Source organism: Acetobacter persici, assembly GCF_018256955.1.
GTDB lineage: Bacteria > Pseudomonadota > Alphaproteobacteria > Acetobacterales > Acetobacteraceae > Acetobacter > Acetobacter persici.
This window is the reverse complement of sequence record NZ_JAERKU010000003.1, coordinates 387,092-403,320: the sequence shown is the minus strand read 5'-3', so window position 1 is coordinate 403,320 and position 16,229 is coordinate 387,092. Positions and strand designations below refer to the sequence as shown.

The window sequence follows — 16,229 nt, the reverse complement described above, 5'->3', positions numbered from 1 at the left end:
AGCGGGCAAGACGTGCAAAAAAGGGAAGGGAGCATTCTGTGGTGCTCCTGCTTGCCGTGCAGGCGCTGGCCTTGATAAAAATTTAAGTGTTCATTATGTCTGCCAAAGAAGACAGGAAAGCTGTGTCAATTTGAGAATATAAAAGGTTTTTTAATTGGGTCTTCGTAAAGATATCTGGCGCGTTGGCATTTCCGACGTGCCTCTGGATGCCATTATTGAAGACGGCTGCGTAAGAGCAGACCCTGTTGCGTGGCTTCCTGCCCTGAAACCTTTCCAGTTTATGGCTGATCCATTCGGATTTTGGAAAGATGATATTCTTTATGTCTTTGTTGAGACATTCGATTATCGTACCAGACACGGCATTATAGAAGTCTTTCTTTATGACACAGGCTTCAGATTACTGGAGCAGCGTGTTGCGCTTTCTGAGCCATGGCATCTGTCTTACCCCTTTGTTTTTGAAGCGGACGGCGCAATCTGGATGCTGCCGGAAGCCTATCACTCAGGAAAGCTGACCCTTTATCGTGCGCAGTCTTTCCCGGATGTGTGGGAGCCTGCTTGCGTTATTGATCTCGGGCCAGATGTGGCGGTGGACGCAACGCCTTTTTACCATGATGGCTTGTGGTGGCTTTTTTATACCCCGGCCAGCAAGCCGCCAAAACCTGTCGGGGAATTGCATCTGGCCTTTGCAGAGCAGTTGCACGGCCCGTGGACACGGCACCCCGGTAATCCTGTGCGCCTCCATTCCGCCAGCACCAGGCCCGGCGGAACACCGCGGGTTCTGAGGGGGCAGGTCATGCTGCCAGTGCAGGACTGCTCATGGACTTATGGCGGCGCTATAAGACCCTTATGGTTTGAGAAACTTACGCCTGAGCATGTTGTGACGCATGCGGGTTCCCGGATCAAAATCCCGGAAGACTTTTCCCCCTATACGGAAGGCATGCATACGCTTTCCGCCGCAGGGGCGGTGACGGTATTTGATGTAAAACGGACAGAACTTTCCGCGCACGGGCTGTCTATTGAACTCATGCGCGAAACCAGAAAAATTCTGCAAAAACTATGCTGACACAGCAAGACGCTTTTTCCATTGGCATTGTCATTCATGATTTTGTCTTTGGCGGGTCCGAGCGGATTGCAATCCGCCTTGCGAATTACTGGGCGCAGCAGGGGCATCCTGTTGTGATATTTGCCGGAGCCAGCGAGGGCGAGATGCAGAATTTGCTGGACCCGGCCGTCCATCTGGTCATTGCGCCTCAGCCACTTTGCCGGTCGGCGTCTTCCATGACGCAGCTTGCGCGCAAGGCGGCGCAGTATTTTCAGAAAAACCCTGTAAAAGCCTGTTTTGTCCCCGGAAATTATCACTGGCCTGTTGCGTATTACCTCGGGAAACTGCCCGTTAAGGTACGCCCCGTTATTCTGACACAGATCAGTTCCCCGATTTATAAACCGGGCCGCGCCGCATGGGCACAGAAAATTTTTAACATGCGCATGCGTATTCTGCTGAAAAAATCTGACAGACTGATTGCGCTCGATTGCACGACAGCCCAGCAAGCTAATAAGTTATTCAGGCGGTCAGTAACGGAGGTTATTCCTTTACCGGCACTCTGCGGCAGCCTGCCGGCTCCGCGCATGCCGGATGCAGCCAGCCTGAATATTCTGGCAGCCGGCAGGCTGACACATGCCAAAGGGTTTGATCTGTTAATTGACGCTTTTGCATCGGTTTCCAGACGATATCCTTCAGCGACACTGACGATCTGTGGGGCAGGGCCGGACCATCAGGCTTTGCAGGACCTCGCCGTTCGTAAAGGTGTGCAGGATAAAGTCAGGCTGACGGGTTATGTTACGGACATTCGCCCTTATCTGGATGAGGCGCGTCTGTTTGTTCTCTCTTCCCGGCGGGAAGGATACGGTGCTGTTATTCTGGAAGCTTTGGCCGCCGGGCGGCAGGTGATCACAACAGACTGCACGCCCGCAGCACGAGACTTTGTCGCGTGTTGCGAGGCTGTGCATGTTGTGCCGGTAGGAGACAGCTCTGCCCTCGCGCAGGCCATGATTGCTGTTTTGGGAAAGCCTGCACCGGATAGCCAGACGCTGGCGGACGCCGTCAAGCCTTTTGCCATTGATTGTGGCGGGCAGGCTTATCTTTTGCTGATGTCCAGCCTGCTTGGTAAGGCCAGAAAACACTAGCGCATGTTTAAAATGCGCTCCGGCACTATGACCGGAGAGGGAGTTGAAATGCGCATTGGGTTTGTTATCCATACCATAGGCCTGATGGGCGGTACGGAACGTACCTGCTGTGCCGTGATAAACGGACTGGTGGAAAAAGCCGATATCACGCTGATAGAAGTCGTGTCTGAAGGGCCGCCTGCGTATTTTCTGGATGATCGTATCCAGCGTGATGTTTTATCAACGAAGCATGTCTCGCTTCTCTGGTCAGCCCCCAGCCTGATACTGCGCCTCTACCGGCTTATAAAATCCAGAAATCTTGAAACACTCGTTGTTGTTGAATCAACGCATGCGCTCTACGCGGTTGCTGCGGCCAGACTGGCGGGAATACGCTGTATTGTCTGGGAACATTTTAACTACACGGTTGATCTGGGCAAAAAAAAGCGGCGATGGGGGCGGGCTATTGCCGCAAAATGGGCGAATGACGTTGTCACACTGACGCATCGGGATCAGGCGCTCTGGCTGCAAAAAGCGCGGCCCAGAGCGCAGGTGCATTGTATTCCCAATATGGCACCTCCTGTGGCCGAAAAACCGTACGATATCACAGCCCGTACCGTGCTGGCACTGGGCCGGTTAAGTCCGCAAAAGGGGTTTGATCGCCTGCTTGAAGCCTGGAGACTGGTCGAGCGTGACCCGCACTCGGAAGGCTGGCGTCTGACGATTGTTGGAGACGGGCCTCAAAAAGCCATGCTGACAGAACAGGCGGCCACACTGGCTCATGCTTCTGTCGGCCCCGCGCAGAAGGACGTTGCAACGCTGTTTGGTCAGGCCGGACTCATGGCCTGTTCCTCCCGGTTTGAGGGTTTACCCATGGTCATGCTGGAGGCCGCGGCGTTTGGCGTGCCGATTGTTGCCTTTGACTGTGAAACTGGTCCTGCCGAAATTCTTGTTCCGGGCAAAACGGGGCTTCTGGTGCCGCAGGGTGATGTCGCGGGGCTGGCGGAAGGGCTTTTAAGCCTGATGGCAGACCCGGAAACACGTCTCGCATTTTCGCGGAATGGAAAAGACCGCATGGCTCTTTTCAGCCGGGACCATGTCCTCTCTCTCTGGTGCAAAATGCTTGGCCTGTAAGGCCTGCGGCTGCCCATTCCCTCGCTTTGCAAACACGTTCTGGTGAGGCGCTTCTAACCACGCAACAGAGTCTTCGGGCAGGCGTTGGCAGAACAGGCTCCTCCAGCATCCCTAATCTGTCTTCCCGTGAAGAGAGTTTATCTGGTTGAGCAGGGCGATCCGATAAGGCAGGAGCAGATCAGGCGGACGTTCTGCGGACCATAAAAGGTCAAGGTGGGTTCCATGAAAATTACAGAACAGCTCACATCTGCCGTCACCAAAACGGGTGACTTCATGACACTGGCCAGTCAGGATGTCTCCGGCATGCTCTCCCTTCTGAATGACCTGCTCGGTCCGGTGCCCCGCCCGGATGCCCCCAGTAAGCTGGAACAGCGGGCCAGTGCGGCAGGGATGATCGACGTTATTCGTCTCTGGCAGAGGCAGGATGATGCCCCCGCCGCCACGGAAGAAGAAATCCGCCAGTTCTTTACAGAAGAAGAACTGACCCGGTTTTCCAATGAAACCGGACTTTCCGCCACGGCAACGCTCAGCATGCTGCAAACACTCCTGCCACGGTGCGTCAGACGCCGGGCATTGCATGAGCCGTTTACGCGCTGTTCTTGACACGTCCCGGCTTTGCGGCTTTCTGAGGGGGCAGAGAGGCAGGTTTTTACAGGTCTGCGCACCATGAAACCTGTCCTCTGCCAGACGTAATCAGATAGTCTCGGGAGCAGTCTTTTTTGGAAGGCTGTTAAAGGGGCAAAGCCTCTGCTTGCAGTATGCCTTGTTGCTCTGCCTCGAGACGATCTGGTGACAGAAATGCTGTGTCACGGGATCAACGCCACTATGCCACTCCGCTTCTACCAGTCCATCAGGTTGGTAACCTGCTGATGTGGCGTCGGTTTTTTCTTATCATGCTGCTCTACTCCGGGCCGACTACCACTCTGGCCGCGCCAAAACACAGGATTGCCTCGCTCAATCTGTGCACTGACCAGCTTGTGCTGATGCTGGCAAAACCCGAAAATATAGCGGGGCTTAGCCCCATGGTGCGTGACTGCCAGAATTCTGTGCTGTGTGAACAGGCTCGTACAGTGCCGACCTTACGTGTTTCCGCCGAGGCTGTTGTCGCAAGCAACCCGGATATTGTGCTGGGTGGCACCTATACGGCGCGCGTAGCGATGCAGGTCGCCAGATCTCTGGGGTTACCTGTTGTCGCACTTCGTCCTGCGGATAAACTGGAAGATATTCCGGCTCAGATTATGAGCGTTGCGGAGGCTATTGGTGAGCCTGAGCGAGGCCGAGAACTGGTTGCGTCTTTTCGGCAGCGCTTGGCGGAGCAGAGCGTTACGGCAGCAGACGGCTCTGTTGCGGCGATCTACGCGGCCAACGGATTTGTAACCCAGCCGGGGAGTCTGCCGGACGATGTTCTGCGTCATGCGGGCTTTCAGAACTATACAGCCCGCAAAGGCGCCGGGCATATGGCAAAGCTCCCTCTGGAAACTCTGATAGCACATCCGCCTGATCTGCTCATTCTGGATCGTTCTGGTCGTGGTTATTCCATAGCGCAGTCCATGCTGGATAATCCTGTTTTACAGAACGCCTTTCCGCAGGCGCACAGGGCAGATATTCCGGCCAGATTATGGCTGTGTGGTCTGCCGCAAACGCTGGACGTGATCAGCCGCCTTAAAGCCAGCAAGGCTGCATTGGAGGCGCTCAAATGACCGGAGACAAGCAGATACGGAGCCTTTCCCTTTCTCTGGCTGCGTGCGTTGGCGTGCTGTTTCTTGTGTCACTCTGGCACGGGGAAAGCTCCATTGCCGGACTACAGGCCTTGCAGGACAGTCTGGCGGGCCGCCATAGCGCAGGCGCGATTATTCTGGAACAACTGCGTCTGCCCCGAGCACTTCTGGGGCTTCTGGTCGGGGGTGTTCTGGGTCTTTCAGGCGCAACCTTACAGGGCTATATGCGTAACCCGCTTGCGGACCCCGGTATTCTGGGCGTATCGGGCGGTGCAGCGCTGGGGGCGGTCTGCGTCTTTTACACCGGACTGATGCAGCTTTCGTTAATAGCACTCCCACTGGGGGGGCTGATCGGCGCGTTTGCTGCCGTGGCTTTGCTGATGTTGCTGGTGGGCAATGGGGGTGTACTGGTGCTGTTGCTGGCAGGCGCGGCCTTAAGCGGATTTACTGCGGCTCTGACAGCCCTGACGCTTAATCTCGTCCCAAGTCCTTACGCCTCTTTTGAAATTATGCACTGGCTGATGGGGTCACTGACGGACCGGACATTCACGGATGTCGCCATCTGCCTGCCCGGAAGCATTCTGGGTGTTGCGCTGATGCTGACAACAGGCCGCGCGCTGGATGCTCTGACACTAGGGGAAGACGTCGCGAGCAGTATGGGCTTTGCTCTTACTGGCTGGCGCGGCGTCCAGATGCGGGTTGTGCTGGGGACTGCTCTGGCTGTTGGGTCCTGCGTTGCGGTTTCTGGTGCAATCGGGTTTGTCGGACTGGTTGTGCCTCACCTCCTGAGAGGATGGACAGGATATCAGCCCTCACGCCTGCTCTGGCCATCCTTCTGGGGTGGGGCCGCTTTGCTTCTCGTGGCGGATAACATCGTGCGCATGACCGCTTCCGGTCCTGAACTTCAGCTTGGAGTGCTGACGGCTCTGGTTGGTTCCCCTGTCTTTTTCCACCGCGTGCTGAGACTACGGAAGGACGGAGTATGAACAGGCTGACTGCGCTGGATGTGTCTCTGTCTCTCGGTGAACGACAGATCCTGCGGTCGGTGACCCTCTCTGTGCAGGCCGGGGCCGTGGTGGGGCTTATCGGACCAAACGGGGCAGGGAAGAGTAGTCTGCTCCGTGTTCTTGCCGGGCTTTTGGCACCGGATATGGGGCGTGTGATGCTTGGCGAGGACTCTCTTGCGTCTATACCTCCATCAAGACGGGCGCGGCAGATTGCCTTTATGCCGCAGGAGAGCGTGCGCCCACCTCCTATGAGCGTGCGGCACGTTGCCGCACTGGGCAGGCTTGCGCATGGGGAGAGTGGCACTGTCGCGCTAAGGCACCCCCAAGTCGCGGAGGCATTGCAAAAAACAGGTCTGACTGAAAGTGCTGATCGCGCAGCGCATCGTCTTTCCGGGGGTGAACTGGCCCGGCTGGCTTTGTGCCGGACGCTCTGTGTTGATGCGCCCGTTCTGCTCGCAGATGAACCTGTTGCCGCACTGGACCCGGCCCATGCGCTGATGGTGATGAACCTCTTCCGGCAGGCTGCGTATCAGGACGGTAAAGCGGTCGTCGTCGTCCTGCATGACCTCGGACTGGCCGCCCGTTTTTGTGACAAGCTTGTCCTGATGCAGAACGGCGCAGTCCGGGCCCATGGCCTGCCAGAGCAGGTGCTATCAGAAACGCTGGTCCGCTCAGTTTACCATGTTACCACACAGCGGATCGGGATGGTTCCCGTACCGTGGGAATTATGCCCCTGACACATCCGGTCGACTGAGCAGTTTTTCCATTTCCCTGATCAGCGTTGCCGGGGCGTAAGGCTTGCGCACAACCGGCACATCCCGGAATTCGGTCGGGATCATGGAGCGGTCCGCATAACCGGTGGCAAACAGGAACGGAATCTCACGCTCCCTCAGTGCACGTGCAATATCGGCAGAAGTTTCATCCCCAAGATTGAAGTCAAGCAGGGCACAGTCAGGCTGATCCGTGCGGATAGCCTGAAGGGCTTCATACACAGAAGAGACAGAGCGCACCTGAGACAATCCATAGTCAGCAAGTGCCTGTTCAACATCCATCGCGATCAGAAGCTGATCTTCTACAATCAGAATGTTCTTGTCCTGCAACCGGATGCGATCTGCCTGCATGACGTCTGCTCTCACGGGCTCCTGCATGGCGCTGTTCTCCTGTGTGATCAATTCAGCATGGTGGGCTGGTAGATCAAAACGGATGAAAAGCCCTTCAGTTCGAAACTCTTTTTGTGTTTTGCCATGCAACTCATGCGGAACAGCCCGGTCCAGCAGAATGGAACCAAATCCCTTACGGGTAGACAGGCTGATGGTGGGGCCGCCGGTTTCCTGCCAGGTAACTATCCAGTCCTGCGTTGCCTCATCCTGCCACCAGCGCACATGCAGGCGTCCTTCCTGCGTAGAAAACGCCCCATATTTCGCGGCATTCGTCGCCAGTTCATGCACAATCAGCGCCATGACGGACAGCGCACGCCCCGTCAGCCAGACAGGCGGGCCAGACAGCGTGATGGTATCCGGCAGAAGCCGGTAAGGGGCAAGTTCCGCATCCAGCAAGGGGTAAAGCAGACCGCCGCCATCTGTGCGGACAACCTGATCATGCGCATGGGCCAGCGCCTTCACGCGGCCCTGCAGCACATCAAAATGCTCCTGCAATGTCCGGCCCTCGGGCACAGGCTGCGCCATGAGAGAGCGGACAACTGCAAGAATATTTTTGACCCGGTGGCTGAGTTCCTCATTCAGCATGCGCTGGCGGGTATCAGCCTGCGCACGTTCTTTCAGTTGCTGCTGGTGGTAGGCACTCATGACCTCAATCAGACCGGAACGCACCAGTCCCGCCGCTTCCAGATTATTATCTGTCCAGGGGAGGCATTTTTCCCGAACTTCCTCTTTCCAGATGGCAAAACTGGTACGCGGCGTCAGGCGGGGGCCAAGCGGGCCGTTGGTATAGGTTTTGTTCGGGTCACCGCCCCAGTTGAGAGTCTGGAGGATTTCCCGGCGGAACAGAAACACATAATCGTTCGGCTGGGCCGAAATCGGGATAATCATAACCCCGGCCACGTCCGGCAACATAGCCGGTGCATCGGGAACAATGTCCTTCAGGTGGTCCGTATGCCAGATCTGGTGTCCCGCCCGTTCATGAGCGATGGAAACAAGGCTGAGAACCGTCTCCGGGGCGATGGCGCTGTGCCATAGGTTGTCCATTGTCCGTCAATCCACAACCCGATGCCATCACAGGGAATAAGCGGGGCCAGATCCGCAATATGCTCACGCAGGTAAGAGGGCATGTCCGACATCGGAACAGCGTCTCTGAGGAAATTTTCAATCAGACTATGGGTTTGCTGGGTGACGTGCAGGCGGCTGGTTCTGAGCAGAACCACAATCCGCAGCGCAACAAATTCGCCAAAAATCTTGACGATTGTGCGCTCCCCCAGCGTCAGAATTTTAGGAGAATAATTATGGCAGGCAATCATGCCCCATAATTTTCCGTCCACCATCAGAGAAATGGACATGGACGCCCCCACGCCCATATTGGACAGATATTCGCAATGAACGGGCGAGACACTCCGCAACTGGGAAAGAGACATATCCAGCGCGCCCAGCCCCGGAAGTTGCTGCATAGGCACAGGCGTGTAGCTGACATCCCCGATCATACGGATCAGGGCCCGGCGGTAGAGTTCTCTGGCCTGCACGGGAATATCCGCACTGGGGAAGTGCTGCCCGAGAAAGCTTTCAAGCGCAGAAAAGCGTGCTTCAGCAACAATCTTGCCAGACCAGTCCGGGTCAAAGCGATAGATCATCACGCGGTCATAATGCAGCATGCCCCGCATCAGCCGCACAACGGCGCTAAACAGCCGCTCCATGTCCGCTATGTCGCGCAGGCGGTCGAGCATCATGCGCAGGTTGGCAACAAACTGGTTGTTGTCTTCCGGCGCGCCCTCTGGTTCGCACTCAATAACCATATCGTCACCAGACATATGGACTGAGAGATCAAACCGGCCGTGCTGCGTAATCTGCTCACCAAAAACATAGGCCGGACGGCCTAGTGAGAGGCTGTTTGCCAGAGCATTCCGCAGCGTATGCAGCGTGGCGGCACTCAGATGGTCTGAAAGCAGGCTGCCGGGGGCAAGCCCTTCCAGCCCCAGCATGGAGGCCGCGTTGGCGGACAGACGCCGCACCCGGAACCCCTCGCGCTCACAGGCCAGCAGACAGCCATGCGGCTGAATACTGCCGGGAATATGGATAGGTTCTTTATCGCAGCTTGTGAGGTCCGCCTGACCAAACTCAACCATGATAGATGGCAGTAAGGCTATCCGTGTGCCTTACGGAATGGAGTGCATACTGGAACAGGGTGCGGGCGCTACCTGCGGCCTCTTCCGCATCCCATTCGGACGAGGCATCCAGACGATGTAGAAAATGCTGCCAGTTATCAGGGGAGGCCGTCTGAACAGCCAGATGCCTTGCTCCAAAATCCTGTGAATAGCCCAGTGTCGCCACCTGTCTGGCCAGAAAGCGGGCTCCGAGCGAGGATCCTTCCAGAACGTAAAGAGCGCCAAGCAATGCCGGAACAGACGCAGGCGTAGGAAATGGGGGCAGGGGTGTTGTACTTTCCTCAAGATCGTGCAGATCAGCCTGCATCGTACGGCCGAGAGAGACAGGGGACCAGCCAGTAAGGCTTTCTGGCCAGAGTGCCTTACTGACAGCCTGCTCTGCTCCGGCCCGGAACGCGGCAAGGCTTTTCAGATAGCGGCGATAAGCCGTCTCAGAAGTCAGAGGGCCAATAAGCTGGTCCAGCTCTGTATGGTCAGCGTGTGTTCTGTCCCGCAGAAAAAAACGACGTGTGTCGCGCGCCATGCTGAGCCTCGTGCCATCTGGATAAAAAGACTACGCCAGAGGCGTCCCGCATGATTTTTGAAAAAGCAGGCAGCAGGATCTGCGTATCAGGAACTTATCGGTACCATTACACCCATGTAGGAAATACGCAAGATTTGTAGCGCAGATGATATGATTTAGTGAGCATCACTAACCCGTGCCTTATCATCGCGGCTGAGCGCAAGCGCTGCTTCAAACCGAGAGCGTATTGCCGCACCCATGCGCGCCATGCCGCAGGCTTTGCGCATGGTGGCAATCAGCTCTTCATCGGGCAGTCCGGTAGGAAGTAATGTCTTTGCCAGACTGACCAGCATGGTAAGCGGCACCGTTGCCGGGTCCAGCGTCTCACTCGTTGCAGGCGCCTTAAAAGCCAGCGGTTCTTCCGGAGATAGTGTCTCCGGCCAGATAAAAGTGCCGACCTCTTCCTGCGTGCGGGCGAACGAGGAAGGAATAAGCCCCTGAAGACGGTCCCGGATATCACGCCCGGCCCGCGCAAAACCGTGCTGGCGAGAGAGAGTTTGCACAAGCACATCTTCCCGCACTGGGCCAAGCCTGTTCACTGCCTGCCTGATGAACTGAAGGAGGACAGGCGTATAGGTCTCTTTGAAAAACAGCGTCTGATCAGGAACTATGTCCATCTGGCCTTCGCACGAAGGCTGTTCTGTAAATGACAGTCGTCCGTTTGACTGTGACATCAAATACTCCGGGGCGCGCGCATAAGGCTGCGGTGCGTCCGGGGATACCTTACGATCAGAGCCGGATGTGTGCTGAGAGACTTCCTGACTGTCTGTTTCTGGCGGAGATAATTCTCTGTTCGGCTCCTCAGATGCACCGTCCTCAGCCTCGGCAGATAATTGCGGCATCTGAGCACGTTGCTCTTCTTCCTGTAAGGCGCGCTCTTCCCGTGCTCTGTCCAGCAGGTCCTGCAAGGCCTTGTCGAGCCTGTCACACTCACGCTGCGCATTGGTCCACCAGTCGGTTGACCAGATTCTGAGGATCGTCCAGCCCAGATTTTCCAGAACTGCCTGCCGCAGCCTGTCACGGTCACGCGTTGTGGCACTCCGATGATAGGTGGCTCCGTCACATTCTATCCCGGCAAGGAATGTCGTCGGGCGATCCGGATCGACAACCCCCAGATCTACACGGAAGCCGGAAACGCCGATCTGCGGCACAACCTGCCAGCCTTTCAGGCGCAGCAGGGCAGCAACTTCTTTTTCAAAATCGCTGTCAAAGTCCCCAACGGAGCCTTCATGCAGCCCGGCGAGGGCTGTGGCACCATGTTCTGCAAAGGTCAGGAACTTCCGCAAATCATGCACACCGAGCGCCTGTGTGCGTGCAATGTCAATCTGATCTCCGTGCAGAGAGCCGAACACGATCAGGCGTTCCCGAGCGCGGGTAATCGCCACGTTCAGGCGGCGCTCTCCCCCATCCCGGTTGAGCGGACCAAAATTGAGGGAAATTTTGCCTGCCTGATCGGGACCGTAGGTCAGGGAGAACAGCATGATATCCCGCTCTTCGCCCTGCACGTTTTCCAGATTACGGATCAGCACCGGTTCAGCCGCCTCATCCGAGAAGAACCGCTCCAAAGCCGGATCTTCGCTCCGGGCATTATCCATCAGGTCCGTAATCAGGGTTTGCTGGTCACTATTAAACGTCACGATACCCAGTGAACGCTCAGAGCCATCCTGCAACAGACGTAAAGCCTCCGCCACAACGGCGCGGGCTTCAACCGGGTTGGTGCGTCCGGCTCCCCGCATATACACGCCGTCCGGCACAAAGCGGAAAGAAACGGCATGATCTCTGGTGACAGGCGAGGGGAAGGTGATCAGTTGTCCGCCATAGTAAGCCTGATTGGAAAAGGCGATCAGACTTTCATGCCGGCTGCGGTAATGCCAGGACAGATAGACCGGGGGCACACCAGCTCCCAGACACTCATCCAGAATGGATTCCAGATCACACGTCTGGGTTTCAATCAGTTCATCAGTGTCGGATGTGGTCCGGTTAAAAAAGTCTGTTGGGGGGAGCTGTTTGGGGTCTCCCACCACAATAACCTGCCTGCCACGCCCGATGGCGCCGATGGCATCCCATGTTGGAATTTGTGAGGCCTCATCAAAAATCACAAGGTCAAAGGCTGTGGCATCTGCTGGCAGATACTGCGCAACGGACAGCGGGCTCATCATCAGGCAGGGCGTTAAACGGCGCAGGGCCGTTGGCATTTTTTCCGCCAGTTGCCGGATGGGCAGATGCTGCATTTTCTTCGCCAGTTCCCGCGTCAGCACCTTATATTCCGGGTCTGTCTGGCGGGTTCTGGCATCCGGGATCTGCCCGGCAAGCTGTGCGCGAATAAGCCGGACGGACATGTCCATCAGCTTACGGTCCAGCGCCCGGAACCGTTCAATCCGTTTTTCATGCGTCGCGGCGACAAAGCTGCGGAGCAGGGGGGACTGGTCAATGGCAAAGCGCACCCACCAGCGGGCATAATTGGCTTCAAAAACCCACGGAACATCCTGAGCCGCCACCAGTCCCTGTTCAATAGCCGAAATCAGGGGTGTCAGGCCCTGCCTTACCGCGTTCTGGCAGGCCTGTTTCCAGGAACACCAGTCCCGCAGATCACGCGCGGACTGCTTCCAGGCCTCAAGCGTTTCCATCATGGCATTGAGCCATGTGGCATGGCTGTTTTCGACAAGGGCCAGCGCATCCGATCCGCTGAGCGCGCCAAGGGCGTCCAGACTGCTCAGACAGTCTGCCAGCGCCGTCTGGAATACCGTCAGCGCGTGATGAACGGGACCACCGGAGCGCAGCAGATCCATGCCGTCACGCAGCAGTGCGTTCAGATGCGTTCGTGCTGCCAGCAGCCCGGCGGTATCCCCCGCACAGGCAGCCAGAGCCGTACGTGTTTCAGCCCCCCATCTGTGCATGGCTTCAATTGTGCTGAAGTCCGTTTCCAGCCCCTGCCAGACAGCGCCGACAACGGTCTGATGCTGCGCGTCTCTGAGCTGTTTTTCCAGCGCCTGTATTTCCGCAAGCCGGATCAGGTCATCTTCACACGCTTCCGGCACCGCATTGGTATGAGTTGCCAGCTTTTTCCGCAGGGCTTTCTGGATTTTAGACCGGGCAAAAATCCATTTGTCTTTAGACTCCTGCCATTCCTGCACCATATTTTCCAGCGGCAGGGTCAGTACCCCCGGCGTCCACTCCGTCAGGAGTTCCCCTTTAAGCTGTGCGTGGCGCGCAATGGGCGTTTTCTCTGCCAGAAGCGTATTGAGCGTTTGCTGAGACGTATCCGGAAATGCCCATGCACAGGCTTCCGGCTTCAAAAGCTGGCTGCACAGACTGTTGATCTGCCGCAGGCGGCGCAAAGACAGATCTGCTGTGCCAAGCCCCAGAGCGCGGGCAGCCTCCCCGGCTGTGCTGCGCAGACGGTTCAGGCTGGAAAGTGCCGTTGTGACGGCATCAAGAAGCCGTCCTTCCCAGATGGGCGACCACTCAACGTGCTCAAGCCCGACCAGTTGAGGAGACTGCACGACGTCACCAATCCGCTCATGCAGGCTGGCAAGATTTTCCGCCGTCTCTGCCAGCGTCTGATAATCCTGCGGGGTATGACTGTTGCAATCGGGCCATGACAGCGGGACAGCGAGCGTCTGTGCATCATCCGCCCGCAGCGTTACGCCAATCGCACGGTAGGCTGTCCAGCCGTTGCGCCATTTCTGGTGCAGAGCGAGAACGTAACTGTTCAGCTCCGTACGGAGCTGGTCAAGCTGCGCGCGGCTCTGCGTCCATTCTTCCGGGTTAAAATTCTCCAGAACAGTCTGCGCAGCCTCAAGCTGCCCCAGCACGGCCAGTTTACTGGCTTTGGGAGAAAACAGATCCAGACAGAATTCTGCCAGACCGATCTGCTTCATCCGGTTGCGCACAACTTCCAGCGCTGTCCGTTTTTCCGCAACGAACAGAATAGTGCGGTTTTGCGCCAGGGTGTTGGCAATAATGTTGGCAATTGTCTGGCTCTTGCCAGTGCCCGGCGGGCCGATAAGCACAAAACTTTCCCCGGAAGCGGCCCGGGCAACCGCTTTCATCTGCGAGGAATCTGCTTCCATCGGGCAGATCAGATCGGCTTTGACCAGCGCATCATCCAGCGAGCCATCAACCTCAAAAAAACGAGGTAGTGGCGCGGTCTCAGTGTCCTCTGCCGTAATGCCGTCCAGCAGACGGGTTGCGACTTCACTTGTCCGGAGGGTGTTGCTGCGTTCCTGAAGGTCTTTCCACATCAGGAATTTGGCAAAGGACAATGTTGTCAGCGTGACGTAATCCCGCACTTCCCAGCCCGGAACGGACCGCAGGCCCGCACGAAACACGTCCAGAATACGGTCCACATCCAGCCCGGCTTCATCCTCCGGCAAACGCTCTTGATCCAGAGAGGGAAAGCGCAGGCCGTAGTCAGCCTGAAGCATTTCCAGCAAGGTCGCGTTAATCCGGCTTTCATCCGGGTGAGCACGCAGAACAAAGCCGGATTTAACGCTTGGGCGCTCCAGAATAACGGGAATGAGGATCAGCGGGGCAAGGTAGGGTTTGTCCCGTCCCTCCGGCATCCATGCCAGAGCGCCAATCGTCAGAAACAGGACGTTGGAGCCACCCTCATACTCGGCAGCCCGCCCACGACGGTAAAGTTCCGTCAGGGCCGCCTGAATCTGGGTCTCCTTGCGGGAGACCAGCAATTCATTCCGTTCCAGAGCTTCTTCAGCATAGGCGCGGGAGGCATCCTCGTGATGCCGCTCATGGTGCAGATGGGCCTGACGCGGGTCTCCTGCATCCATCATATCTGGCCATGAGCAGAAACGGAGCGGTTTTGTTAGCCGGCCGGCCCGCATCGCGGCCAGATGGTTTTCAAGCCCGGATGCGTTGGGGCAATCAATTACAATCAACTGCTTATCGGAACGCGGCAGATTGAGCAGTCGGTTCCGCCCGGACATATCCAGCAGCCGGTTGCACCAGCGCTGGAGACGGTCAGCGGGTGTGGCCGGTTTATCCTCTTCCATCTCCTGCGTATCTTCCCGCAGCATGGGAGCCGCTTCAAACACGGGGAGGGCGGCTTCCGGCTCTACCGTCTCACCGGGGCCATCTGGCAACTCTGTGGGAAGAGTGCAGGAGAGCGGATGGATACGCCGCAGTCTGGCGCGGTGGATATCAATAATCTCGCGGAATGTATTGTCTTCGTCTTCGCCTGCATGACGCAGGCTGGCCTCTCCCTTTTCACACGCGACGGAGAAGCTGGGTTTACGGGCCGCCGTGACCAGTGTTGTTTCAAAAACAGCAAGGTCCTGCAATTTCAGGCGGTTCCGCACGGCAGGCAGATCCTGCATAACAGACACCCCGGCATCCAGCTTCGCCAGCCAGAAGCCGGTAAAGGCGTGACCTTGTGTGAGGACAATAACCGGACGAATACCGGCTGCTTCCAGACAGGCCGCAAACAGCACTGTTGTATCCAGACAGGTCGCCAGACGCTCTTCCACGCTCTGGCTGGGCAGGCGGATACGCTGGCCGTGATCAATGAAAGACGCAGGCGGGTTGATATAAGCAAGGTCCAACTGGCACACAGCGCACCAGATCGCCTGCGCCTGCTGCCAGACACGCTCCTTGTTCCCCTGATACCCTTCAAGGGAAGAGGTAAGACCTTCTTTTTTCAGAATTTCCGTGGCGCTGCGCAGAATACGGGCAACGGCCGGGTCATTCGGCAGAACAAAGGCCGCCAGAATGTCCGGAATACCGGAAAGCCCACCCCACTCATTCCGCGCCAGAACGCGGAGATCGATGACGGTACGGGTCAGTTCTTCTCCGGTTTCCTTATCCTTGGCAAGGAAGGTGACAGAGGCACGGGAGGCTTCTGTCTGTCTGTTCAGAAAGGCACCATCCAGCTTGAGATCAAGATCTTTCAGTGTGCGAAACTGGCCCGGCTCAACCTGCTGAAGATGCCAGGTGCGTGGGCGGATCACAGGTGGCTCACTGGTAACTGTAATATCAATCTGGGAAAAACTGCGCTCTGTATGGTTCTGCAGGGCGAGTTCCAGCAGCACTGGCACGCTGTTTTCCCACAAGGAAGCGTTCAGAGCGTCCTGAAGGGAAACTTTCAGGGCAGGAGAGGCAGGGAGAGCCGGAACGGGGTCCGGCTGTGCAGTTTCCGTTACCGTGGAAACGTCTTCCATATGCTCTACATCCATGCGCCATTCTCCAGACCTCAGTTTGTGCGGGCAGGAACCGCACAAAAATCTCTGGGGCTGTTATGGGGCCTGACGCGGCAAAATGTAAGGGACATTTGCAGAACAAATTTTGTCGAACGCCTAAAA

The 16,229-nt window shown here is 57.0% G+C and carries 11 protein-coding genes; 7 read left to right on the top strand and 4 right to left on the bottom strand.

From position 1 onward, the window contains the following. Nucleotides 1-154: 154 nt before the first annotated feature. The 7 genes from JK199_RS06320 to JK199_RS06290 all read left to right on the top strand — a co-directional run bounded on the left by JK199_RS06320 (nt 155) and on the right by JK199_RS06290 (nt 6,756). The gene (locus JK199_RS06320; protein ID WP_212374591.1) at nt 155-1,063 is read left to right on the top strand and encodes a glucosamine inositolphosphorylceramide transferase family protein; all 909 of its coding nucleotides are present in this window, start codon (nt 155-157) and stop codon (nt 1,061-1,063) included. Continuing rightward, complete coding sequence (locus JK199_RS06315; RefSeq protein WP_212374590.1) at nt 1,057-2,184, top strand: glycosyltransferase; 1,128 nt, start codon at nt 1,057-1,059, stop codon at nt 2,182-2,184. Before JK199_RS06320 ends, JK199_RS06315 begins: the two co-directional genes overlap by 7 nt. A gap of 48 nt (nt 2,185-2,232) precedes the next feature. Continuing rightward, nucleotides 2,233-3,294, top strand: a complete 1,062-nt coding sequence (locus tag JK199_RS06310; RefSeq protein WP_212374588.1) for a glycosyltransferase family 4 protein — start codon at nt 2,233-2,235, stop codon at nt 3,292-3,294. Between the two features lie 222 nt (nt 3,295-3,516). After that, nucleotides 3,517-3,897 carry a hypothetical protein gene (locus tag JK199_RS06305; protein ID WP_025825603.1) on the top strand — a complete coding sequence of 127 codons (381 nt, stop codon included), beginning with the start codon at nt 3,517-3,519 and terminating at the stop codon, nt 3,895-3,897. A 290-nt stretch (nt 3,898-4,187) separates the two neighbouring features. Then, complete coding sequence (locus JK199_RS06300) at nt 4,188-4,994, top strand: ABC transporter substrate-binding protein (protein WP_212374704.1); 807 nt, start codon at nt 4,188-4,190, stop codon at nt 4,992-4,994. Continuing rightward, nucleotides 4,991-5,998 carry a FecCD family ABC transporter permease gene (locus tag JK199_RS06295; RefSeq protein WP_212374586.1) on the top strand — a complete coding sequence of 336 codons (1,008 nt, stop codon included), beginning with the start codon at nt 4,991-4,993 and terminating at the stop codon, nt 5,996-5,998. The genes JK199_RS06300 and JK199_RS06295 overlap by 4 nt, the downstream gene beginning before the upstream one ends. Next, a complete protein-coding gene (locus tag JK199_RS06290; RefSeq protein ID WP_212374584.1) occupies nt 5,995-6,756 on the top strand; it encodes an ABC transporter ATP-binding protein in 762 nt (253 codons plus the stop codon). The genes JK199_RS06295 and JK199_RS06290 overlap by 4 nt, the downstream gene beginning before the upstream one ends. Here the strand turns inward: JK199_RS06290 and JK199_RS15960 are convergent. The 4 genes from JK199_RS15960 to JK199_RS06275 form a co-directional block, all read right to left on the bottom strand. Continuing rightward, complete coding sequence (locus tag JK199_RS15960; RefSeq protein ID WP_280528585.1) at nt 6,745-8,223, bottom strand: HWE histidine kinase domain-containing protein; 1,479 nt, start codon at nt 8,221-8,223, stop codon at nt 6,745-6,747. The genes JK199_RS06290 and JK199_RS15960 overlap by 12 nt on opposite strands. Next, entirely contained in the window at nt 8,118-9,311 is a 1,194-nt protein-coding gene (locus JK199_RS06285) for a GAF domain-containing protein (protein ID WP_280528584.1), read from the bottom strand. The genes JK199_RS15960 and JK199_RS06285 overlap by 106 nt, the downstream gene beginning before the upstream one ends. Next, nucleotides 9,304-9,873: a biliverdin-producing heme oxygenase gene (locus JK199_RS06280; RefSeq protein ID WP_212374582.1), complete on the bottom strand. Its 570-nt coding sequence runs from the start codon at nt 9,871-9,873 to the stop codon at nt 9,304-9,306. The genes JK199_RS06285 and JK199_RS06280 overlap by 8 nt, the downstream gene beginning before the upstream one ends. Nucleotides 9,874-10,028: 155 nt before the next feature. Continuing rightward, nucleotides 10,029-16,088, bottom strand: a complete 6,060-nt coding sequence (locus JK199_RS06275) for a DUF3320 domain-containing protein (RefSeq protein ID WP_408742344.1) — start codon at nt 16,086-16,088, stop codon at nt 10,029-10,031. Nucleotides 16,089-16,229: the final 141 nt, after the last annotated feature.

Coding starts and splice junctions, on each gene's coding strand:
- JK199_RS15960 (WP_280528585.1), bottom strand. CDS start 8,223: ATGGACAACCTATGGCACAGCGCCATCGCCCCGGAGACGGTTCTCAGC.
- JK199_RS06285 (WP_280528584.1), bottom strand. CDS start 9,311: ATGGTTGAGTTTGGTCAGGCGGACCTCACAAGCTGCGATAAAGAACCT.
- JK199_RS06310 (WP_212374588.1), top strand. CDS start 2,233: ATGCGCATTGGGTTTGTTATCCATACCATAGGCCTGATGGGCGGTACG.
- JK199_RS06315 (WP_212374590.1), top strand. CDS start 1,057: ATGCTGACACAGCAAGACGCTTTTTCCATTGGCATTGTCATTCATGAT.
- JK199_RS06275 (WP_408742344.1), bottom strand. CDS start 16,088: ATGGAAGACGTTTCCACGGTAACGGAAACTGCACAGCCGGACCCCGTT.
- JK199_RS06290 (WP_212374584.1), top strand. CDS start 5,995: ATGAACAGGCTGACTGCGCTGGATGTGTCTCTGTCTCTCGGTGAACGA.
- JK199_RS06280 (WP_212374582.1), bottom strand. CDS start 9,873: ATGGCGCGCGACACACGTCGTTTTTTTCTGCGGGACAGAACACACGCT.
- JK199_RS06300 (WP_212374704.1), top strand. CDS start 4,188: ATGCTGCTCTACTCCGGGCCGACTACCACTCTGGCCGCGCCAAAACAC.
- JK199_RS06295 (WP_212374586.1), top strand. CDS start 4,991: ATGACCGGAGACAAGCAGATACGGAGCCTTTCCCTTTCTCTGGCTGCG.
- JK199_RS06305 (WP_025825603.1), top strand. CDS start 3,517: ATGAAAATTACAGAACAGCTCACATCTGCCGTCACCAAAACGGGTGAC.